Raw genomic sequence first — 21,462 nt, 5'->3', positions numbered from 1 at the left:
TTGCATGTGCGGAACGTGGTAACCCCGTTGGAGACCAGGCGTGCACACACCTGGTAAGCCGACCGCAAGGGAGGCCCAACTCTCCAGCGGGAACAGGAAGGCCCGAGAAGCGAAGGCCGGCAGCCGAAAGGAAACGGGAAACCGGACGAGGCAACGCGGCACCTCCGCCGACTGTCCGGATAACCGGCCGGATACAGGCTCCATGCCTGGCCCGAAAGGGAGCCCACGCGGGCCTGGTGAGTCTGCGAAGCACACGATGACGACGGCCCCAGAACCGATGGACAAGTTAGACGCTCCCGGTAACCGGGAAGCGAACGGACCTGAGGACGAACTCTTCGACTGGCAGTCGGTTGACTGGAACACGGCGGAAGAGGACGTACGGCGGCTGCGTCAGCGAATCTTCGCGGCATCAAGGAAAGGGGACCTGAAGAAGGTCCGCAACTTGCAGAAGCTGATGCTCCGTTCACGTTCGAACGCTCTGGTAGCGGTGAGACGCGTAACGGAGATCAACGCAGGACGCAAGACCCCAGGAGTGGACGGTTACACCGTTCTACGGGACAGTTCCAAGGCGGCACTGCCCGAGTGGACACAGTCCCGGGTGGAAACCTGGAAGCCGATGCCGGTCAGGCGTGTGTACGTAGCGAAGAGCAATGGAAAACAGCGCCCATTGGGAATTCCGACGATCCGTGACCGGGCCATGCAGGCCTTGGTGCTGAACGCGCTGGAGCCCGAATGGGAGGCGCGGTTCGAGCCGAGATCCTACGGATTCCGGCCCGGCCGCGGCTGCCACGACGCGATCGAAGCCATCTTCCACGTGGCGAGAGGACGCCTCTCCAAGCGCAGGTGGGTGCTCGACGCCGACCTGGCGGCGGCATTCGACCGCATCGACCACCAACGGCTCATCGCCTCGCTCGCGACCTTCCCAGCCAGGGAATTGGTGCGGGCGTGGCTCAAAGCTGGTGTGATCGAGAACGGGACGTTCGCCCCGACTGCGGAAGGCACTCCGCAAGGGGGAGTCATCAGCCCTCTGCTGCTGAACATCGCTCTTCATGGAATGGAAGAGGCCGCAGGGGTCAGATACCGAACTGACGGTATTCATACCGGAAAGACGGCACCTGGCAGCCCGGTACTGATCAGATACGCCGACGACTACGTCGCCCTGTGTCACTCCTATGACCAGGCACAAGAAGTCAAGGCACGGCTTGCCGACTGGCTGGCTCCGAGGGGTCTGGCCTTCAACGAGGAGAAGACGAGTATCGTCCACCTCGACGAAGGTTTCGACTTTCTCGGGTACAACGTCCGCCGCTACAAAGGAAGCAAGCTGCTGATCAAGCCGAGCTCTGCGGCGGTGGCCCGGTTCCGCAACAGACTGCGTAATAAACTGCGCATGCTTCGCGGGACCAACGCACTCGAAGTGATCACGGTGCTGAACCCGATTCTTCGAGGGTGGGCTGCCTACTACCGGAACGGGGTGTCCAAGCGAGTGTTCAGCGACGTCGACGACTACCTCTGGTGGGCCGTCTTTCGCTGGGCGGCTCGCACGCACCCGAACAAGTCGAAGAAGTGGATCAGTGAACGCTACTTCGGCGCGTTCAACCCCGCCAGCCAAGCACGGTGGATTTTCGGCGACCGAGCCTCGGGACGATACCTCACCAAGCTTGCCTGGACACCGATCGTCCGGCACGTGATGGTCAACGGGAACGCCTCCCCGGACGACCCTGAACTTGCCGAATATTGGGCACAGCGGCGGCGGAAACACAAGCCACCGCTTAGCGACGTGCGCATCCGAATGATGCAACGCCAGCGTGGAAAGTGCCCGCTCTGCGGCGAATACCTGCTCTACGCCGACACTGAGCCACAACACCCGGACGACTGGGCCACGTGGTTCACCGGAATCCGCAAAGCGATCCGTCTTAAGGCGGCCATGTCGTTCGCGGAGACCACCAGAGCAAGCGATCGGAAGGTTCCGCGGAATCAACTCATCCACGCACACTGCGGGAAACGACTGGAGCGGCAGCCTTCCCCGTATCTGCGAGCAGCATCGCCTTTTCCCAGGCTAGTAGGACTCGCTTGAGCCGTGTGCCGCGACGAGTGGCACGCACGGTTCTGAGGGGGGACCGCCGCAGTAATGCGGCGGTCCTACCTGACACCGGCTGGAACGCCGGGCTCCTCGCCCACCGGCTCGGCGACCGGAACGTCACCACCGTCGAGGTGGACCCGGCCCTCTCCGCGCGGGCGGCGGCGAACCTGGCGGCGTGCGGGCTGAAGCCCCAACTGATCGCCGGTGACGGGGCTGTCGGAGACGCTGCCGGGGCACCGTACGACCGGATCCTCGCCACCTGCTCCGTACGCGAGATCCCCACGGCCTGGCTGACGCAGTCGGCGCCCGGCGGGGTGATCCTCGTGCCGTGGGAGACGCCGTGGTTCGCGTACGGGCTGCTGCGACTGACCGTGGACGAGGGGGGAGGCACCTCGGGCGCCTCGGGCGCCTCGGGCGCCTCGGGGCGGTTCGCACCGTACGCCTGCTTCATGCCGATGCGCCGCCACAGCACCGACCTGCGGATCTTCCGCGATGTCGTACGGGACGACCAGACCCCCGAGGAGTCCCGGACCCCCCTGCCACCCTGGGCCATCACCGGCGACGAGTGGTCCGCCCGCTTCGCCGTCGGCCTCCAGCTCCGTAACGTCTGGCCGGCCTGGCACCACGCCCCTGACGTGCCGGGCGTCACCTCCCGCCTGCGGCTCGCCACCACGGACACCACGTCGTGGGCGGCGATCGACTGCGAGGACGGCCGGGAGGAGACGGCCGGCCGGTTCACGGCGTGGCAGTACGGCCCGCGCCGCCTCGTGGACGAGGCGGAGGCGGCGTACGCGTGGTGGCGCGACGCCGAAAGCCCGGGACCTGAACGGTTCGGACTGACCGTGGCCGCCGACGGCCGGCACACACTCTGGCTGGACACCCCGGAGCATCCGGTACCGGTCACCGGGTAGCACGGAGGGCCCCAGCCTCGTCGCCTTCATCCGGATATCTGGCATGTTGTCGCCATCTGGCATCTTTTTCGCCCATACACCCGGCTGGGCGGAAGGTCGGTGCATTACCTTGCGTGCTCGGGCAGTTACGAGAATGCATCCGGGAATGGGCTCAAATGCCCGCTGGCGGACGGCACTTCGACGCCAGGTCGCGTCCATTCCACACGCTCGACGGAGGTCAGCACACCATGCCACCGAGAAGGATCGTCACCGGCCGAAGCCAGGAACCACGCAAGCGGTTCGCGGAGGAGCTGCACCGGCTGCGCGAGCAGAAGCAGCTCAGCCTGCGGAAGCTGGCGGAGGCCCTGGGCTGGGACCACTCACTGTTCGGCAAGATGGAGACCGGGGACACCTTGGGCAGCCCGGACGTCGTTCAGGCGCTGGATCAGTTCTACGGGACAACGCCGATGTTGCTCACGCTGTGGGAACTGGCCATGGGTGACCCGACGCAGTTCCGGGAGCGGTACCGCCGGTACATGCTGTTGGAGGCCGAGGCGGTCAGCCTCTGGCACTTCGGCATCAGCACCGTCCATGGGCTGCTCCAGACGGAGAGGTACGCGCGGGCCATACTCGCGGCGGACGGCATCGACGGTGTCGAACTGGAACGAGAGGTTCAGGCACGGGTAGGGCGTCGTACGTTGCTGGAGAATGAGAACCCGCCACACTTCCGCACAATTCTGTCCGAGGCCGTGCTGCGTTCGCCATTGCCGAACACTGAGGCATGGCAGGAGCAGCTTGCACATCTACTCGCGATGTCCGAGCGCGCCAAAGTCACTCTGCAAGTACTGCCACTTGCCGTCGGACCACACGGCTTGGACAGCACTGACGTGATGTTCCTGCACACCCCGGACGGCACCACAGTGGCGTACACGGAGAACGCGCTCCGTGGTGACCTCATCGAACAACCGACACCGGTCCAGCAACTCCAACTCCGGTACGATGCAGTTCGTGACTTGGCATTGTCACCAGCCGAGTCACGGAACCTCATCACGCAAATGATGGAGGAGGTCTCGTGCGACCCATCGACCTGAGCACCGCTGTCTGGCACAAGAGCATGTACAGCAACTCATCCGGCGGCGCGTGCGTCGAAACCGCCGTCAACTTCCCCGGCACCGTCCCCGTACGGGACTCCAAGAACCCCGACGGACCCGCGCTCCTCTTCCCGACCGCCGCCTTCGCCGCCTTCGTGCGGTCTGTTCAGTCGGGCAGCTTCGACGCACACTGATACTTCCTGGCCTCCCGCCGGAAGGAAGTGTTGTGCGATCGACAGCCGACCCGAGCGACATCCGCTGGCGCAGGAGCACCTACAGCAACCAGGACGGCGGCCAGTGCGTCGAGGCCGCCGCCCGCTGGCGCAAGAGCACGTACAGCAACTCGGACGGCGGCGAATGCCTCGAAGTCGCCGCCGACGACAACGGCAACGCCCAACGCGCCGTGCCCGTGCGGGATTCCAAGAACCCGCACGGGCCCGTGCTCGTCTTCCCGGCGCCCGCGTTCACCGCCTTCGTACAGGCCGTTCAGGCCGGCACGTACGGCTGTCGGGTGCCGTAGGCCGTTACCAGGAGCGCTTGAACTTCACGTGCTTGTCGTTGCGGTCGAACCAGCCGCGGAAGCCCCAGTTGATCCAGCCGCCGTCGCCGGTGTTGGTGAACTCGCCCGACTCGAAGATCCACAGGCCGTAGTAGATGTTGCCCCACTGGACGTTGGCGTAGACGCGCTTGTTGGTGAGCCGCTCCTTGTAGCCCTGGCTCAGGTTGAACACCATGACGTTGTGCCGGCTGCCCGCCGCGACGAAGGCCTTGTTCATGGCGTCCCGTACGAACGTCCCGCGGTTGTCGGTCTTGATGGAGTTCAACGCGTCGGTGATCGCCTTGCTCTTGCCGAGCTGGTCCATCGCGATGGTGACCTTGACCTTCGTGGCCGCGACACCGACCTGCGCGGGCTGGACCGTCTTGGCGTCGGCCTGAACGGCCGCCTGGGTGGCGGTGGCCGGGCGCGGGGCAGCCTGGGCGGGGGCGGTGGCGACGCCGGTGAGGGTGACGCCGGTGAGTGCGAGTGTGGCGAGAACGGTGTTACGGCGCATCGAAGAAGATCCTTTTCTGGAGGTGGCTCAGAGAAGTGGGGTACGTGGGGTACGTGGGGCCCGGACTGCCGGGACCACTGGGACCACTGGGACTACCAGGAGCGGCGGAAGTTCACCGTCATGCCGTTGCGGTCGAACCAGCCGCGGAAGGCCCAGTTGATGTAGCCGCCGTCGCCGTGGTTGGTGAACTTGCCCGACTCGAAGACCAGGACCCGGTACGTGCCGTGGATACCGCTCACCTTGGCGTCGTAGACCACGCCCTTGAGCGAGTGCGATATCTTGTTGCTGTTCTTGATGATCATGACGTTGTAGCGCTGGTTGGCCTGGTAGAAGGAGCCCTCCATGAGGCTCTTCACGTAGCCCTCGCGGTTCTGCTTGCGCTCGATGGCGTCGGTGACGATGCTCAGGATCTTCTTGGTGATGTCGACGAGGGCCGAGGCGACGTCGACCTTGGCGCCGAGGGCGCCAACACGGCTGGCCTCCACGCTCTGGGGCGCCACCGGCCGGGGCTTGGGCGCTACCGGTGCCTGGGTCGCCGCCTGGGCGGCGGTGGGCAGGAGGATTCCCAGGGCGAGGACCGAGCTGACTACCGTCGTCGCGATGCGGGTCCGGTTCTTGTTCACGGCGTTTACTCCTTCTGTTGAGTGAGTGAATTACGCGAATCTGTGCTGGTTTTGGGCACGCGGGAGTTTCGGCGTGACGGATTTTCACGGATTTTGGGCGCACGGGATATGAGCACCCCGCGCCTTGGGCATGATCTCGCAGCGGATTCAATCCGATGCGTCAGGAAATCCGCTCCGGGAAACGGATTCCGCTCCGGCGTTCGGAGCGGAATCCGAGCCCTGTCACCACACGGCCTGTCACCACGAGGTGGTGAGATGCGATGCCGTGTCGTTCATGGAGCGGTGGCCGCTGCCCGGGCGGGAGCCGGCCCGCGAGGACGCCGTACCGAGGAACCTGCTGTAGAGCAGGGCCGCGGCGCCGACGCCGGCGCATGCGAGGGACAGCGCCGGCCACCAGTGGCGGCCGGATTTCTGTCGGTTCGGATGGATGCTCACGGTCAGAAGTGCGGGGAAGTCCGGTTCGAGATCGGGAACTTTCGGAACCTCCCCGGGTCGGAAGGTATCTAGAGGACCGGAGGACGGTGGGACGTCGGGTGCTACCACTCGGTGTCCTCCGCGCCGGAGTCACCGCAGTTGGCAACAGCAGTCGGAAGGGTGTCGGGGTGCGGTGTCGCCGTGCCAAGGAACCGAGTCAACATCGGGTCGCACTCCTGAGAATGTGAATTCTGGATGAAGAGGCCGGTGCACTCGCCGGAGGTTTATTTCCGACCTCTGAATAGTCCACCGAAGGGGAACTCCCGGTCCAGGCAATCACGGTCTCAGGAACGTGCCTGCATGAAAAGGAGGGGGCATATTGTGGACATCGCTGAAGGAATCGGGACGGCCGGGGGACCGAAGAGAGTGTTACAGCAGCCACCGGACACCGAGCCCGACGACTTCGGGGACCTGGACGCCGTGGCTCTGCGGGCCTACACCCATCTACTGAAGAACGGCCCGGCGCCGACAGCCGCTCTCGCGACGGTGCTCGGCATGGCGGAGAGCGAGACGCAACGCTTCGTCACCGAACTCGTACGTCACTGTCTGGTCGTTGAGGAACGCGTTGCCGAGGGGCAGCACGACATCGGGGCGCATGCCGACGAGGAGCATGCCGGCAAGGAGCATGCCCACGAGGAGCATGCCGACGAGGAGCACAGAGGTGCCCCCGTGCGCTGGCGGGCGGTGAGTCCATACACGGCGGTGGCCGAACTCGTCGGCCCGGAGGAGTACGTACTGCGCCACCGCCTGGAGAGCATCGAGCGCACTCGGGCGCGGCTGAGCACCCTGATCCCCCTGTACGAGGAGGCGCGGCGCCGAAGCGCCGACTCCGGTGCGATCGAGGTGGTCGAGGCCCGTAGCCGGGTGATGCTGCTGATCTCGGACGCGGCGGCGCGCTGTTCCGAGGAGGCCCTGACCGTCCAGCCCGGCGGCGGTCGCCCAGCGGGCCATCTGGAGCGGGCACTGCCCAGGGACCTGGAGATGCTGGGCCGTGGGGTACGGCTGCGCACCCTCTATCAGCACACCGCCCGCTACAGCCCCGGCACCCAGGAGTACGTACGCGAGGTGAGCGCGGCCGGGGGTGAGGTGCGGACGCTCAGCGAACTCTTCGGCAAGATGCTGGTGTTCGACCGGTCGACCGCCTTTCTGCCGGTCTGGGACAACCCGGACGCCGCCGTGGTGCTGCGGGAGCCGTCGGCGGTCGCGTTCCTCCGCTCGGTGTTCGCCACCGCGTGGGGGTTGGCGGAACCTTTCTCCGCGTCCTACACGGCAGCGACGACGACGCAGTTGCGGGACACCATCGCCGGACAGCTCGCCGAAGGGGCGAAGGACGAGGTGATCGCCCGGAAGCTGGGCATGTCCCTGCGGACCTGCCGCCGGCACATCGCGGAGCTGATGGAGGAACTCGGCGCGGACAGCCGCTTCCAGGCGGGCTACCTCCTGGGCCTACGCACCCAGGACACACCACGCCCCGGCGCCGAGGCCGGCGGGGGGCGGCGGGACTGACGGCGAGGGACGGCGAGGGACGGCGAGGGACGGCGAGGGACGGCGGCGGGACCGACGGGTCCGGTGGCGCGGGTTGTTGGGAAGGGGGCCGCCCCTCCAGCTGTGAGTGTCGCGCCTCCAGGACAGGTGTAAAGGGCGCTCCTGGCGTCGCGTCGGCTGCGCCGACTCCGCTGCGCTCCGCCCTTGACACCTGCCCCGGAGTCGCAAGTGCGGCTTATCGGGAGGGGCGGCCGGGGGGTGAGGGGGGCCCAAGAGGTGCCCGGAAATACCACTCGGCTCAGGGTCCGGCGGGCCGGTGGACCCTGCGGGGCTGCGCACACTTTGCATGGGGCAGCGGGGCTCGTCTCGGCGGCTGACGGCCGCCTGTTTGCTGGCACTCATGCCTCGCTGGTCACCGTTGCGCTGGGGTGCCCAGGAGGCGGGTGGGAGTTGCCGTCCGGCCGGGGTCCTCGGGCCGGACGGGGGGGGTCTCCGGGCGGTGCCCGGGAGCAGGGAGTGCGACGCTAGAGCCACTTCCGGCCCGGCAGACGGCCGCAACGTCACCGTCGTCGGGATCAAGCACCCCACCACCCGCCGATCTGTCCCATATGGGGTAGTTTGATGGGCGGTTGAGGGTCCCTCCGGACGGCACATGTGTCCTGAGGTGCGTTAGACGCACTCCCCGGCGCGAAGACCGCCTCCGGGAGCCCACTTGCCGCCACACACGTCCCACCAGTCCCTCCCCCACCCGGAGTGACCGGCGGGGCATGTGTCGCAACGAGCAGCGGACCGTTGGCCGCCGAGCCGGTGTCGGACCGCCCCTCTCCTCTGCCGCGTGGCCCCGCAGGGCCCACCGGGCCGCCGGACCCTGAACCGACCGGCAGCCCGGCCGGTCCCCCGGGCAACCCCTCACCCCCAGCCGCCCCTCCCGAAAAGCCGCACTTGCGACTCCGGGACAGGAGTCAAGGGCGGAGCGCAGCGCAGTCGGCGCAGCCGACGCGACGCCAGGAGCGCCCTTTACACCTGTCCTGGAGGCGCGAAACTCACACCAGGAGGGGCGGCCCCTATCCCCACAACCCCCGCCACCGGCTCACCTCACTCAACGCCGCTCTCACCCGCACCCGACAGCCGACCGTCGGCCAACCACCGCGCCCACCGCGCCCACCGCGCCCATCACGCCCTGTTGACGGCCGCCATTACCGCGTGCACCGACGCCGTGAGGATCGAGGTGTCCCGGCCCGTTCCCCAGCGGGTGACGCCGTCGATCCGGCATTCGGCGTAGGCGACCGCCGGGCTGCCCGGGCCTGTGGTGGTGGCGTGTTCGCTGTAGCCGAGGATGTCGACCGCGATGCCGGCGGTACGCAGTGCGTCGGTGAGGGCGGAGAGCGGGCCGTTGCCGGTCCCCCGGCGTACGTTCACCTGCCCCTCGGCGCGCAGCGTGCAGGTGAACGTGTGCTCGCCCGGGGCGAGTTCCTCGGTGGTCCAGGATTCCAGTGTGACCGGACCGTCCTGGGCCGGGGTGATGTAGGTGCCGTGGAAGAGTTCCCACAGTTCGCCGGGGGTGAGTTCCTGCCCGGTCGCGTCCGCGACGCGCTGCACCGTACGGGAGAAGTCGGGCCGCATGCCCTGCGGCAGGTCCAGGCCGTGGTGGGTGTGGAGCAGGTGGGCGATGCCGCCCTTGCCGGACTGGGAGTTGATGCGGATGACCTCCTCGTACGTCCGGCCGAGGTCGGCCGGGTCGACCGGCAGGTACGGCACCGTCCACGGGGCCCGGTCGGCCGGGACGCCCAGTTCGGCGGCCGTCTTGGCGTGCCGGGCCATGCCCTTGGCGATGGCGTCCTGGTGGGTGCCGGAGAAGGCGGTGTGGACGAGATCACCGGCGTAGGGGTGCCGCGGGTGGACCGGCAGCCGGTTGCAGTGCTCCACGACGTCCCGGATCACGTCGATGTCGGAGAAGTCGATCATGGGGTTCACGCCCTGCGCGTACAGGTTGAGGGCCAGGGTGACGAGGTCCACGTTCCCGGTCCGTTCCCCGTTGCCGAACAGGCAGCCTTCCACGCGCTGCGCCCCGGCGAGGACGGCGAGTTCGGCGCAGGCGACCCCGGTGCCGCGGTCGTTGTGCGGATGTACGGAGAGGATCACGGCGTCGCGGCGGGCCAGGTGGCGGTCCATGTACTCGATCTGGTCCGCGTACACGTTCGGGGTGGCGATCTCCACCGTGGCCGGCAGGTTGTGGATCACCGGCCGGTCCGGGCTCGCGTCCCACAGCGCGGTCAGGCTGTCGCACACCTCCAGGACGAAGTCCGGCTCGGTGAGATTGAAGACCTCGGGGGAGAACTCGAACCGGATACCGGCGCCGGACTGCTCCTCGGCCCGGCGCATCAGGTGGGTGGCGGCGTCCAGGACCAGCCCGTGGACCTCGGCGCGGGACCGTCCCAGGACCACGTTCCGCCAGGTGGGAGCGGTGGCGGTGTAGAGATGGACCACCACCCGGTCCAGACCCTCGACGGAGGCGACGGTTCGGTCGATCAGGTCCTGGCGGGCGGCCGTGAAGACGGAGATGGTCACGTCGTCGGGTACCGCGCCGCTGCGCGCCAGGTGGCGTACGAAGTCGAAATCGGTCTGGCTGGCGGAGGGATAGCCGACCTCGATCTCCTTGAACCCCATCGTGACCATGAGGTCGAACATGCGGCGCTTGCGCTCGGTGTCCATCGGCTCGGCCAGCGCCTGATTGCCGTCGCGCAGGTCGACCGGCACCCAGAGCGGGGCCTGCTGGAGCCGGCGGGAGGGCCAGGTCCGGTCGTCCGCCAGGGGCAGCTCGACCCGGGCGTGCGCGGGCCGGTAACGGTGGTGCGGCATCGCGCTCGGGCGCTGGGGGTTCCAGCCGGGCGCGTCCGCCGGCAGGGCGCCGGTGGGGGTGTGCAGGCCGGAGGGGGTACGGAGGGTGGGAAATGCCGTGGGCTCCACCGGGGGGTACGAGGGGTACGGCGAGTACGAGGAACGCATGGGGCGGAACTTCTTTCGGTCGTCCGTCGAGCGACCGGCGCAGCCTGATACCCCGCTGCGGGGGCCGGTCGTGTCAGGCCCCGCAGCGGCAGGCAAGGAGAAGGAGTTCGAGCTGCGGCATGCCGGTACAGTAAGGGAAACAGAACTCCTCAGACAACCTGAGAGGTGTGAGTAGGTGCACATCACATGCCACTAGGCCCCTTGCGACCGTCCCCGCTGGTGGAGCAGGCGACCGAGCGTCTGCGCGAGCAGATCACCGGCGGCGACTGGGCCGTCGGTACGAAGCTCCCGGGCGAGACCTCCCTGGCCACATCGCTCGGCGTGGGGCGCTCCACCGTCCGGGAGGCGCTCCGCGCGCTCGCCGGGGCCGGACTGGTGCGACCGCGCCAGGGCTCCGGTGTCTTCGTCATCGCCACGAGCGTCGAGGAGAGCTGGCCCACCCAGCTGCGCCGGGCCGCCGTCACCGACGTCTACGAGGTGCGCATGCTCGTCGAGGTCGAAGCCGCGCAGTTGGCCGCCCGGCGCCGTACGGAGGAGGACCTTCTCGCCCTGGACGCGGCCCTGGCCGAGCGCCGTGCCGCGGCGGGCAGGAGCGACGCCGAGTTCGTCGACGCCGATATCGCGCTGCACGCGGCCGTGGTCGCCGCCGCGCACAACCCCGTACTCACCAGCCTGTTTACCGAGTTCGTGCCCCTGCTGCGGCAAGGGCTGTGCGATCTGGTCGAGTTGCTCGACCTGCGCGCGGGCGAGCCGAACCACGGCGACGACGGTCACGCGGCGCTGGTGGCGGCCGTCTCCCAGGGGGACCCCGAGGCGGCGGGGCGCACACTCAGGGAGGAGTTGGAGCGGACGCTCGCCCAACTCCACTCCCCTGGGGCGTAAGGCCACGGGGACGTCGGCGGGTGTCGCGGTGCGAATCATGGTCATGGGACCCAGCCTCCACCCTCTCCACCCTCTCCCCCTCTCCCCCTTTCCCCCTCTCCCCCGTCCCCTCCCCCGGCCGCCGGGCCAGGGATTTCGCTCACGCGGGAATGTCACTCCCGCGTCCCGCCCCGGGCGCGTGGGTGAATCGGGGCATGCGCATGCGCCGCCTCCTCCGCACGGTCCGCGTCTGGATCACGAGCGCCCCCGGCACGTACCTCTGGCTGGCGGCCCTCTTCGTCACCACCGTCGCCCTGCACGGGATGTCACCTCACTTCGAGGAGCACTTCCTGCGGCAGCGCTCCACCAACATCCACGAGCTGTCGACCGACCCCGTACGCGTGCTGGTCTCCAGCGCCTTCTGGCTCGACGGCGGTACGTGGCTGCCGTACGCCGCGCTCTTCACCGTCTTCCACGCCCCCGCCGAACACTGGCTCGGCACCCTGCGCTGGCTGGCCGTCGCCGCGCTCGCGCACGTCGGCGCCACCCTGATCAGCGAGGGCGTGCTCAGCTGGGCCATCCATGACGGCCGCGCTCCGCAGTCGGCCGTCAACACCCTGGACATCGGGGTCAGTTACGCGCTCGCCGGGGTGATCGGCGTCCTTACGTACCGGGTGCCCAGGCCGTGGCATCTGCCGTATCTCGCGGTGGTCCTGATCGTCTTCGGCACACCCCTGTTCACCAGCCGCACCTTCACCGACGTCGGCCACTTCGCCGGTGTGCTCATCGGGCTCGCCTGCTACCCGCTCACCCGGGGACGGGGACGGGGACGGGGACGGCAGGGACAAGGACGAGAACGAGGACGGGGACGGCAGGGGCGGTGACGACCGGATACGGCCGCGCTACGCCCGTGACGAGCCGTCCCCCTCGCGCTGCTCCAGCAGATGCGCCACCCGCTGCACGGCGAGCGCATACCCCTGGATCCCGCACCCGGCGATCACCCCGTCGGCGACCGGGGAGACGTAGGAGTGGTGCCGGAACTCCTCCCGCCGGTGGATGTTGGAGATGTGCACCTCCATGATCGGCAGCTCGTCGCAGGCCGCGAGGGCGTCGCGGACCGCCACCGAGGTGTGGGTGTACGCGGCCGGGTTGATGACGATCGCGGCGTGGTGCTCGCGGGCCTCCTGGATCCAGTCGACGAGCTGCCCCTCGTGGTTGGACTGGCGGAAGTCGGTCTCCAGCCCGTGGGCCGCGGCGGCTTCGGCGCAGAGCTTCTCGACGTCGGCGAGCGTGTCCGTGCCGTAGATCTCGGGCTGGCGGCGGCCGAGGAGGTTGAGGTTCGGGCCGTTGAGGACGAGAACGCGGGCGCTGCTGCTGGGCGTGCTGCTGGTGCTGGACTGTGGCATTGCGGACCTCTCGGGGTCGGGCGGCGTGGCGGTGCGGGCGGTATGGGCGGTGTGGGCGGTGTGGGCGGCTGCTGTACGGGTCCAGTAGTACCGCAGGGGCCGCCGCCCACTCGCCGCTTGGTCAACTCGTCCGCGAGGGAGGGCGGACGGAGCAGTGGATGAGCGTGTCGATCTCCGCCTGGTACAGCAGGGCGGGGTCGATTCCGGTGGAGGCCAGGTGGTGTCCCAGTTCCAGGCTGATCACTCCGTGCAGCCGGGTCCAGCACATCAGCCCCAGCGCCAGGACCCGTACCGGCAGGTCCGGCCTGCCGATCCGCCCGGACCACGCGAGGATCTCCTCGCCGAGCGCCGGGGAGATCACGTCCGTACCGTCGTCGTTTGCGGTGTCGACGAGCGGCAGCAGGGCTTCCAGCAGTGCGGTCATGGTGCGCGAGGAGGCGGGGATGGTTCGCTCGGGGGCGAGGTCCTGGCCGGAGCCGCTGGTGGTCTGGAAGATCAGCCGGTACGCGTTCGGGTGCTCCAGGGCCCAGGCCCGGAAGGCCGTGGCCACGGCGGTGAGCCGGCGCGCCGGCGCGCCGGGGGTCGGCACATCACGGGTTGGCACATCGCGGGTCGGCGCGCCGCGAGTCGCAGGCGTACCGGCGGCCTCCGCGTGCCGGCCGGCGGCTTCGACGGCGTCGGCAAGGGAGTCGTAGACCTCCACGACGATGTCTGCCAGCAGCGCGTCCCGGTTGTCGAAGTACCGGTAGATGGCCGCCGGTGACATGGCCATGGTCCGCGCGATGCCGTTGAGGGAGACCGCCTCCGGGCCCCCGGCGGCGATCTGCTCCATCGCCAGGTCCTTGATCTCCCGCAGCGTCTGCTCGCGCCGCTGCTCGCGCCGGGTCGGCCCGACTGTCCCTGCCGTCATTCGCATCACCCATTCGCTTCGCAATTGCCTTGACATCATAACAGGGAACTACACTGTGATGGTCATTAACTTTTACGGTGGCACAACGCGCGGGGTAGAGCCCGCTCCACCCCGTTTCCGGGTACGCGCGGCAGTGATCCGCGGCCTCGGCCCTGGTGTGCTGGACGCATCACAACCAGCCCCATCCGAGAGGACACGCGGTGACCGTCCAGACCACCTCAGACACCCGAGGCACCCGAGGCACCCGAGGCACCCGAGGCACCCGCGGCATCCGAGGCGCCTTCCAACGCGCCCCGCTGGCCTGGTTCTTCTTCCTCACGTACGCACTGAGCTGGCTGGCCTGGACGCCGTACATCCTGTCGGAGAACGGGCTGGGCGTCTGGCACCACGACTTCGGCTCCGGCGGCTCGGGCCAGATCCTGGGCGTACTGCCGGGCGCGTACCTCGGCCCGATCTGCTCGGCCCTGCTGATCACCTCCCTGACCGAGGGGCGTCGGGGGCTGCGGAACTGGCGGGCCCGGATGACCACGTTCCGGGTCGGCTGGCAGTGGTACCTGCTGGTGATGGTCTCCGTCCCCGCCGCGCTGACCCTCGCCACCACCGCGATGACGGACACCACCCCCATACCCCCCGCCGCCATGCTGCTCGCCGTGTACCTCCCCGGTCTGCTGATCCAGATGATCACGACCGGTCTTGCGGAGGAGCCCGGCTGGCGCGAGTTCGCCATGCCCCGGATGCAGACCCGGTACGGCCCCCTGGTGGCGACCCTCGTCGTGGGCGTGCTGTGGGGCGCGTGGCACCTGCCGCTGTTCCTGACCGACTGGGGCGTCGGGCACGGCGCGGACCCGGTGCGCATAGCGGAGTTCATGGTCACGGCGCTCGCCCTCAGCGCCGTCATGACATGGGTGTTCAACCGCTCGCACGAGAGCATGCCGCTGGTCATGCTGCTGCACACCAGCGTCAACAACTACTTCTCCATCGCCTGGGCCGAGATGTTCCCGAAGCTGACGGACACCCAGGGCTCCCAGGCGCTCCTGATGGCCGCCGCCACCGCGGCACTCATCGTGCTGGCCGCCACCCGGGGCCGCCTGGGCTACCGGGGCCACCGGGGCCACCGGGACGACCAAGCCGACCGGAACGACCAGGCCGACCAGGCCGACCAGGCCGACCAGGACCCCCGGGGCACCGGGCCGTCCGCCGAGGGCAAGGAGCCGGCCGCGACGGCGGCACCGGGAGTGCATTGACGTGGCTACGTCATGGTCATACGTTCTGAGAGCGCTCTCAGGCACCCCCCACCGATCCCGGAGTCGCCCATGTGGACAACGCTGTCAACCCGGTTGCACCGTATGCGCCCTCTGGTGGCGCCGCTCGCCGTGGCGCTCCTCGCCGCCCTGAGCCCACAGGCCGTGGCCCCGGCGACGGCGGTGGCCGCCCCGATCCCGGCGACCGCCGCCGCGCCGGCCGCTACCGCGCCGGCCGCTACCGCCGCCGTGGCCGCCGCCATCTGCAACACGTACTGCGACGCCCGCGACCCCGCGCTCTCGCCCGAGGACCGTGTCCCCGTCTCCACCACGCTCTTCTCCCGTTCGATCGTCCTCCACTTCGACGACCGGGACGCGATGGGCTGGGCCTCTACGGACAACGGCAACCCCGGCGACGAGGTCTGGCTCGACCGGTCCTTCGACGGCGGGCGCACCTGGAGCTCGGGCAGCCGCCTCGGCGCCACCGTCGTGCCCGCCGGACAGCGCGGCTGGCGCACCCTCATGTACAACGTGGACGACTGGAACACCAACGGGGTCGGCGCCCTGCGCGCCTGCGGCAAGGCCGGTGACCGTCCGGAGATCGCCTGCACGCCCTGGGCGCGTACGACATGGAACGCGTGGGACCGCCGGACGGCCGCGGCCACGGCGCAGATGCAGTTCTACAACAACGGCACGGGGCTGTTCGACACCACCGGCTGGTGGAACTCGGCCAACGCGCTCACCGCGGTCATCGACAACATCCGCGTCTCGGGAATGTCCAGCTACCGCTACGCCATCGCCAACACCTACAACCGCCAACTGAACGCGCAGGGAGGCCAGTTCCGCAACGACTACATCGACGACACCGGGTGGTGGGGGCTGGCCTGGATCGCCGCGTACGACGCGACCGGCGACAGCCGCTATCTGAACACCGCACGCGCGGACGCCGATCACATGGCCGCGTACTGGGACGGTGTGTGCGGCGGCGGTGTGTGGTGGAGCACCGCGAAGACCTACAAGAACGCCATCGCCAACTCCCTCTACATCCAGCTCAACGCGGCCCTGCACAACCGCATCCCGGGCGACACCGCCTATCTGGGCCGGGCCCGCGCCGGCTGGTCGTGGTTCCAGGGGACCGGGATGGTCAACAGTTCCCGCCTGGTGAACGACGGCATCGATCTCTCCACCTGCCGCAACAACGGCGCCCCCGTCTGGTCGTACAACCAGGGTGTGCTGCTCGGCGCGCTCACGGAGCTGAACCGGGCCACCCAGGACGCCACACTCCTCACCACCGCACGGCAGATCGCCGACGCGGCCACCACCTCCCCGTCCCTGAACACCGACGGCATCCTGCGCGACCCGTGCGAGGGCGGTGACTGCGGTGCCGACGGCCCGTCCTTCAAGGGCGCGCACGTACGCGGGCTCGGCAAGCTCAACGCGGCGCTCGCCGACCACCCCTACACGGCGTATCTGTCCCGGCAGGCGGACGCCGCGTACGCCCGTGACCGCAATCCGCTCGGCCAGTACGGGCTGCGCTGGAACGGCCCGCTCGACACGGCGGACGCGGCACGCCAGCACAGCGCGCTCGACCTGCTGAACGCGGCGCCCTGACCGCCCGCGTCCGCCGCGCGCGCCGTGCTGCGGATGCGGAATCCCCGGGCAGCGGCGATGGTCGACATGAGTACGTTCCGAGCGAGGAGCCGAACATGTCGATGCTCGACAAGCTGAAGGGCCTCATCAAGGGGCACGAGAACACCGCCCGCAAAGGGGTGGAGAAGGCTGGCGACATGCTCGACCGGAAGACGGGCAACAAGTACAAGGGCCAGGTCGACGCGGCCCAGAAGATGCTCAACGAGCAGATCGACCGGCAGGACCCGTCCTCCGGCGGAAGCCGACCGCCGACCGGCTGACACCGACACCACGGACACCTGACGTCCGCACGCCCACACCGTGCGCGTGCGGGCGTGCGGACGTGGCTACGTGCGGACGTGCGGACGTGCGGACGTGCGGGGGCGGCAGTGGCCGCCCGCGTACGCCTGTCAGGCGTTTCGCCAGACGACGCCGCGCCGCTCGTACTCCATGATCGACTCGACGCTGACGGCGAGGGGCGCTCCGAACTCGCGGGTGATCATCCAGAGCGCCAGATCGATTCCGCTGGTGACACCGCCCGCGGTCACCAGGTTTCCGTCGTCCACCACTCGCGCGTCGATCACCTGGCCGCCCTGGGCGGCGAGATCGGCCTTGGCGAGGTGGTGTGTCGTACACGGACGGCCCTTGGTCAGACCGGCCGCGGACAGCACCATGGTTCCGGTGCAGACACCGGCGATGACGACACCGGCCTCCTGCGCCCGTACGAGGTCCCGCAGGACATCCGGATCGTTGATCAGCTGGTCGCCGCCGCCCGGCACGATCAGCAGATCGCCTTCGGTGGGCTCCCACGCGGCCGGCACGGTGACTTGGGTGCCGAAGAAGCAGGTCACCTCGCCGGGGGCCGTCGGCCGCACCAGTGTTGTCCGTATCGGGGCGCCCGCGCGCTCGGCGTGCCCGAGGACGTCACGCGGCCCGATGACGTCCTGCTCCTCCGCGCCTTCGTACATGAGGATCTGCACACGCAGGGGCGTGGTCCGCGCGGCCGACGGTGCGCGTGTGTTTCCGTGGCCCGTCGTGTCCGTCGTGCCCGTCGTGCCCGTCGTGCCCGTCGTGGCCATCGTGCCCGTCGTGTCCGTTGTGGCCATCGTGTTGTCTCCTGGTCGCTCGGTCTTCGGGAGTCGCGCTTCGCTTCACTCCACAAGTCGGCCGCGCCTGTGAGGCAGTTCCCTGACGGCCCCGGAAAGCTGTCGCCCCGGTAAAGCCGTCCCGGCGTGCGGGACGTGACGTCGGATCGCGGGCCGCTCCGGTTCCCGTACGGTGCCGGGAGAATCGTCACGTGCGGGAGGCCGTGCGGGCGGGCATGGACGGATGTCCGCCGTGTCAGCATGGCTCCAGCGAGCCCGATGGAACACATGGAAACACACCGCCGGCACACACCGCGTCGCGTCTCCGCGCGCTTCCCCACCCTCTCCCCCCGTGCGCCCGCGGGCCCCCGTCCCTGGAGTGGTGATGGCAGATCAACGACAACAACACCCGCGTATCCCCGACGTAGGGGTGCGGTGGGTGCCACCGCCCGCGCTCACCGGGTTCCTGGTGCTGCTCGTCGCGGTGTTCGGCGTCTCGTACGGGATCGGATCGGCCGTCGGTCCTGTCGCCCCCGGGATGCGTCCCGGCGCGGTCTCCGGCAGCGACACCGGTACGGATCAGCAGGGCGGCGGCGGAATGGACGACATGCACTCGGACGGTGGACGGTGACGGACCGCGTAAACCCGGCGGGGACTCTCGCGACCACCGATCTGATCGTCGGCGGTATGACCTGCGCGGCGTGCGTCAGCCGGGTGGAGAAGCGGCTGGCCAAGCTCGACGGTGTGACCGCCACGGTCAATCTCGCCACCGGCCGGGCCAGGGTGACCCACCCCGCCGAGATCGCCGGGGAGGACCTGGTCGCCGCGGTCGAGCGCGCCGGGTACACGGCCGAACTGCCGCTGCCGCCACCGTCCGAGACGACGGAGGGCACGGGCACGGCCACGGGCACTCATGCGGATACGGATACGGATACGGCCGACAGCCGTACGAAGCGCGAAAGACGCGAGGAGCGCGACCGGCTGCTGATCACGGCACTCCTCTCGGTGCCGGTGATCGTGCTGTCGATGGTTCCCGCTCTCCAGTTCAACAACTGGCAGTGGCTGTGCTTCATGCTCGCCGCCCCGGTGGCCGTCTGGGGCGCCTGGCCGTTCCACCGGCGCGCGCTGCTCGGGCTGCGGCACTCGGCGGCGACCATGGACACCCTGGTCTCCCTCGGCGTCGCGGCGTCGTTCGCCTGGTCCACGTACGCCCTCTTCCTCGGCGGCGCCGGCCAGCCCGGGATGGAGATGCCGTTCACCCTGCTCCCGTCCGCGGCCGGGGAGGTCGCGCACGTCTATCTGGAGGCGGCGGTCGCCGTCCCGCTGTTCGTCCTGACGGGCCGTCACCTTGAGGCGCGCGCCAAGCGCGGCACCGGTGAGGCGCTGCGCTCGCTGGCCGAACTGGCCGCCAAGGAAGTGACCATCAGGGAGAACGGGAAGGAACGCCGCATCCCCGTCGCGCAGTTGAGGCTCGGCCAGGAGTTCATCGTCCGCCCGGGGGAACGGGTCGCCACCGACGGGCTGGTGATGAGCGGGAGTTCGGCGCTGGATCTGTCCCTGGTCACCGGGGAGAGCGAGCCGGTCGAGATCGCTCCCGGCAAGGCGGTGATCGGCGCCGCCGTGAACGTGGGCGGTCTCCTGCGGGTACGGGCGACCGCGATCGGCGCGGACACCCAGCTCGCGCGGATCACCCGCCTGGTCACCGAGGCCCAGGCCGGCAAGGCCAGGGCGCAGCGGCTGGCCGACACCGTCGCGGGCTTCTTCGTACCGGTCGTGCTGGCCCTCGCCGTCACCGTCCTCGGTTTCTGGCTCGGCGCCGGCGCGGATCCCCAGGCGGCCGTGACCGCCTGCGTCGCCATTCTGGTCGTCGCCTGCCCCTGCGCTCTGGGGCTGGCCACCCCCACCGCCCTGCTGGCGGCCACCGGCCGGGGCGCCCAGCTCGGTGTCCTGGTCAGCGGCCCCCAGGCGCTGGAGACACTCCGCCATGTCGACACGATCGTCCTCGACAAGACCGGCACACTGACCACCGGCCACATGACCGTCACCAAGGTCACACCGCTGCCCGGCGGCCTCGGCCACGACACCGTGCTGCGGCTGGCGGGCGCTGTGGAGGCGGGCTCCGAACACCCCCTGGGCCGCGCGATCGTCACGTACGCGCAGCGGACACTCCCCGGACAGCCCCTGCCCGAGGTCACCAAGTTCCGTGCCACTCCGGGCTTCGGGGTCGCCGGCCGTATCGAGGGCCACCGGGTCGAGGTGTGCGCCCCCGGAGCCGACCTGCCCGAACCGCTGGCGCAGGCGCTCGCCGACGCCGAAGCCGCCGTCCGGACACCGGTCCTGGTACGGGTGGACGGGGCCGACGCGGCCCTGATCGCCGTGGGAGACATCCTGCGGCCCGGCAGCTACCGGGCCGTGGAGCGGCTGCGGCGCCTGGGCGTGGAGCCGCTCCTGGCGACCGGCGACCGCGACGCCACCGCCCGGGCCGTCGCCGACGAACTCGGCATCACCGACGTCCACGCCCGCTGCTCCCCCGAGGACAAGGCGCGGCTGGTGCGCCGGCTGAAGGACGAGGGCCGGCGGGTCGCGGTGATCGGTGACGGGGTGAACGACGCGGCGGCCCTGGCCGGCGCCGATCTGGGGATCGCCATGGGCAGTGGTACGGACGTGGCCATCGGGGCCGCCGATGTGACGCTGGTACGCGGCGACATCGAGGCCGTCGCCGACGCGGTCCGGCTCGCCCGGCGCACCCTGGGCACGATCCGCGTCAATCTCGTATGGGCCTTCGGCTACAACGCCGTCACGGTGCCGCTGGCCGCCGTGGGCCTGCTCAACCCGATGGTGGCCGCCGCCGCGATGTCGGTCAGCTCCCTGCTGGTGGTCGGCAACAGCCTGCGCCTGCGCGCCTGGCAGCCCACCTCGCTCCGTACATCACGCAAGGGGAGGACCCGATGACGAGCCCCGCCGCCACACATCCCACCACCACCGGGTGGCAGCTCACACGCGGCCGTCTGCGCGACACACTCACCGCCGCGACCGCCCCGGTGATCGCCTGCGTGGTGGCCCTCGGCGCTCTGACGACCTGGGTCAACTCGGGGGCCGCCGGCAGCCGGCCGCAGCTCGCGATCAGCAGCGCGCGGATCTTCCTGCCGTACGGCGACGGCCAGTACACCTCCGCCTACTTCCGGATAGACAACAGCGGCGACGCCGACGACGAACTGCTCTCCGTGACCTCCCCGGTGATGGCCGAGGCCATGCTCAACGCAGACCGGGACAACGGCAAGGGGGGCGCCGTCATGACCATGGTGGACAAGGCCACCGTCCCCGGTGGCTCCGCGCTGACCATGTCCCCGTACGGCATCAACGTCATGGTGAAGTCCAGGACGAAACCGCACTGGGAGCTGGGCGACACCGTCCCCTTCGTCCTGCACTTCCGCCACAGCGGGCCGCAGAAGAGCGTCGCGGTCGTCATCACTCCCACCATCGACACTCCCACCGTTGACACTCCCAACAGCGGCACTCCCAGCAGCGGTACTCCCAGCAGCGACTGAAACAGTCGGCCATCGCCCGGAACTCGGCCGCACCGCGCCCCGACTACTGGATCAGACCCTCTTCACCTTGCACCAAGGAGC

21 protein-coding genes are annotated in these 21,462 nt (G+C 69.4%); 14 read left to right on the top strand and 7 right to left on the bottom strand.

Annotated features, from left to right (window positions below; translation table 11 throughout):
- The first annotated feature begins 256 nt into the window (after window positions 1-256).
- The 5 genes from ltrA (at window position 257) to AB0389_RS25415 (ending at window position 4,581) form a co-directional block, all read left to right on the top strand.
- A complete protein-coding gene (ltrA, locus tag AB0389_RS25435) occupies window positions 257-2,074 on the top strand; it encodes a group II intron reverse transcriptase/maturase (RefSeq protein WP_366397794.1) in 1,818 nt (605 codons plus the stop codon).
- A gap of 17 nt (window positions 2,075-2,091) precedes the next feature.
- Window positions 2,092-2,991, top strand: coding sequence for a methyltransferase (locus AB0389_RS25430; protein ID WP_366397793.1), 900 nt, complete (start codon window positions 2,092-2,094; stop codon window positions 2,989-2,991).
- A gap of 227 nt (window positions 2,992-3,218) precedes the next feature.
- Complete coding sequence (locus AB0389_RS25425) at window positions 3,219-4,061, top strand: helix-turn-helix transcriptional regulator (protein ID WP_366397792.1); 843 nt, start codon at window positions 3,219-3,221, stop codon at window positions 4,059-4,061.
- Window positions 4,043-4,255 (top strand): DUF397 domain-containing protein, encoded by a 213-nt coding sequence (locus AB0389_RS25420; RefSeq protein ID WP_366397791.1) that lies wholly within the window; start codon window positions 4,043-4,045, stop codon window positions 4,253-4,255. Before AB0389_RS25425 ends, AB0389_RS25420 begins: the two co-directional genes overlap by 19 nt.
- A gap of 32 nt (window positions 4,256-4,287) precedes the next feature.
- Window positions 4,288-4,581, top strand: coding sequence for a DUF397 domain-containing protein (locus tag AB0389_RS25415; protein ID WP_366397790.1), 294 nt, complete (start codon window positions 4,288-4,290; stop codon window positions 4,579-4,581).
- A 4-nt stretch (window positions 4,582-4,585) separates the two neighbouring features.
- Here AB0389_RS25415 and AB0389_RS25410 read toward each other — a convergent pair whose 3' ends face one another.
- The 3 genes from AB0389_RS25410 to AB0389_RS25400 form a co-directional block, all read right to left on the bottom strand.
- A complete protein-coding gene (locus AB0389_RS25410; RefSeq protein ID WP_366397789.1) occupies window positions 4,586-5,113 on the bottom strand; it encodes a stress protein in 528 nt (175 codons plus the stop codon).
- A 92-nt stretch (window positions 5,114-5,205) separates the two neighbouring features.
- Window positions 5,206-5,736 carry a stress protein gene (locus AB0389_RS25405; RefSeq protein WP_366397788.1) on the bottom strand — a complete coding sequence of 177 codons (531 nt, stop codon included), beginning with the start codon at window positions 5,734-5,736 and terminating at the stop codon, window positions 5,206-5,208.
- A gap of 237 nt (window positions 5,737-5,973) precedes the next feature.
- The gene (locus AB0389_RS25400; protein ID WP_366397787.1) at window positions 5,974-6,171 is read right to left on the bottom strand and encodes a hypothetical protein; all 198 of its coding nucleotides are present in this window, start codon (window positions 6,169-6,171) and stop codon (window positions 5,974-5,976) included.
- Between the two features lie 405 nt (window positions 6,172-6,576).
- On the opposite strand from AB0389_RS25400, the gene AB0389_RS25395 reads away from it, so the two are divergent.
- The gene (locus tag AB0389_RS25395; RefSeq protein WP_366397786.1) at window positions 6,577-7,716 is read left to right on the top strand and encodes a hypothetical protein; all 1,140 of its coding nucleotides are present in this window, start codon (window positions 6,577-6,579) and stop codon (window positions 7,714-7,716) included.
- A gap of 1,152 nt (window positions 7,717-8,868) precedes the next feature.
- On the opposite strand, the gene leuA is transcribed toward AB0389_RS25395, so the two are convergent.
- Window positions 8,869-10,701, bottom strand: a complete 1,833-nt coding sequence (gene leuA, locus AB0389_RS25390) for a 2-isopropylmalate synthase (protein ID WP_366397785.1) — start codon at window positions 10,699-10,701, stop codon at window positions 8,869-8,871.
- Window positions 10,702-10,887: 186 nt separating this feature from the next.
- Between leuA and AB0389_RS25385 the strand changes: the two genes are divergently transcribed.
- Window positions 10,888-11,583, top strand: coding sequence for an FCD domain-containing protein (locus AB0389_RS25385; RefSeq protein ID WP_366397784.1), 696 nt, complete (start codon window positions 10,888-10,890; stop codon window positions 11,581-11,583).
- 194 nt (window positions 11,584-11,777) lie between these two features.
- The gene (locus tag AB0389_RS25380) at window positions 11,778-12,446 is read left to right on the top strand and encodes a rhomboid family intramembrane serine protease (protein ID WP_366397783.1); all 669 of its coding nucleotides are present in this window, start codon (window positions 11,778-11,780) and stop codon (window positions 12,444-12,446) included.
- Window positions 12,447-12,464: 18 nt separating this feature from the next.
- Here the strand turns inward: AB0389_RS25380 and aroQ are convergent, their stop codons facing one another.
- Both aroQ and AB0389_RS25370 read right to left on the bottom strand, forming a co-directional pair.
- The gene (aroQ, locus tag AB0389_RS25375) at window positions 12,465-12,968 is read right to left on the bottom strand and encodes a type II 3-dehydroquinate dehydratase (RefSeq protein WP_366397782.1); all 504 of its coding nucleotides are present in this window, start codon (window positions 12,966-12,968) and stop codon (window positions 12,465-12,467) included.
- Between the two features lie 121 nt (window positions 12,969-13,089).
- A complete protein-coding gene (locus AB0389_RS25370; protein ID WP_366397781.1) occupies window positions 13,090-13,878 on the bottom strand; it encodes a TetR/AcrR family transcriptional regulator in 789 nt (262 codons plus the stop codon).
- 200 nt (window positions 13,879-14,078) lie between these two features.
- Between AB0389_RS25370 and AB0389_RS25365 the strand changes: the two genes are divergently transcribed.
- From AB0389_RS25365 to AB0389_RS25355, 3 genes are all read left to right on the top strand, one after another.
- On the top strand, window positions 14,079-15,122 hold the full coding sequence (locus AB0389_RS25365; RefSeq protein WP_366397780.1) for a type II CAAX endopeptidase family protein: 1,044 nt from the start codon (window positions 14,079-14,081) through the stop codon (window positions 15,120-15,122).
- 102 nt (window positions 15,123-15,224) lie between these two features.
- Window positions 15,225-16,730 (top strand): glycoside hydrolase family 76 protein, encoded by a 1,506-nt coding sequence (locus AB0389_RS25360; RefSeq protein WP_366397779.1) that lies wholly within the window; start codon window positions 15,225-15,227, stop codon window positions 16,728-16,730.
- Between the two features lie 95 nt (window positions 16,731-16,825).
- Complete coding sequence (locus AB0389_RS25355; RefSeq protein ID WP_366397778.1) at window positions 16,826-17,029, top strand: antitoxin; 204 nt, start codon at window positions 16,826-16,828, stop codon at window positions 17,027-17,029.
- 129 nt (window positions 17,030-17,158) lie between these two features.
- Here AB0389_RS25355 and AB0389_RS25350 read toward each other — a convergent pair whose 3' ends face one another.
- Window positions 17,159-17,854, bottom strand: a complete 696-nt coding sequence (locus tag AB0389_RS25350; RefSeq protein WP_366397777.1) for a DJ-1/PfpI family protein — start codon at window positions 17,852-17,854, stop codon at window positions 17,159-17,161.
- A 364-nt stretch (window positions 17,855-18,218) separates the two neighbouring features.
- Between AB0389_RS25350 and AB0389_RS25345 the strand changes: the two genes are divergently transcribed.
- The 3 genes from AB0389_RS25345 to AB0389_RS25335 are packed head-to-tail and all read left to right on the top strand — an operon-like array spanning window position 18,219 to window position 21,381.
- Window positions 18,219-18,464 carry a hypothetical protein gene (locus AB0389_RS25345; RefSeq protein WP_366397776.1) on the top strand — a complete coding sequence of 82 codons (246 nt, stop codon included), beginning with the start codon at window positions 18,219-18,221 and terminating at the stop codon, window positions 18,462-18,464.
- Window positions 18,461-20,785: a heavy metal translocating P-type ATPase gene (locus tag AB0389_RS25340; RefSeq protein ID WP_366397775.1), complete on the top strand. Its 2,325-nt coding sequence runs from the start codon at window positions 18,461-18,463 to the stop codon at window positions 20,783-20,785. Before AB0389_RS25345 ends, AB0389_RS25340 begins: the two co-directional genes overlap by 4 nt.
- On the top strand, window positions 20,782-21,381 hold the full coding sequence (locus tag AB0389_RS25335) for a copper chaperone PCu(A)C (RefSeq protein WP_366397774.1): 600 nt from the start codon (window positions 20,782-20,784) through the stop codon (window positions 21,379-21,381). Before AB0389_RS25340 ends, AB0389_RS25335 begins: the two co-directional genes overlap by 4 nt.
- The last annotated feature ends 81 nt before the right edge of the window (window positions 21,382-21,462 follow it).

Source organism: Streptomyces sp. NPDC093109, from assembly GCF_040701725.1.
Classification (GTDB): Bacteria; Actinomycetota; Actinomycetes; order Streptomycetales; family Streptomycetaceae; genus Streptomyces.
The sequence above is the reverse complement of the archived record's forward strand: the minus strand, read 5'-3'. Positions and strand labels throughout refer to the sequence as shown.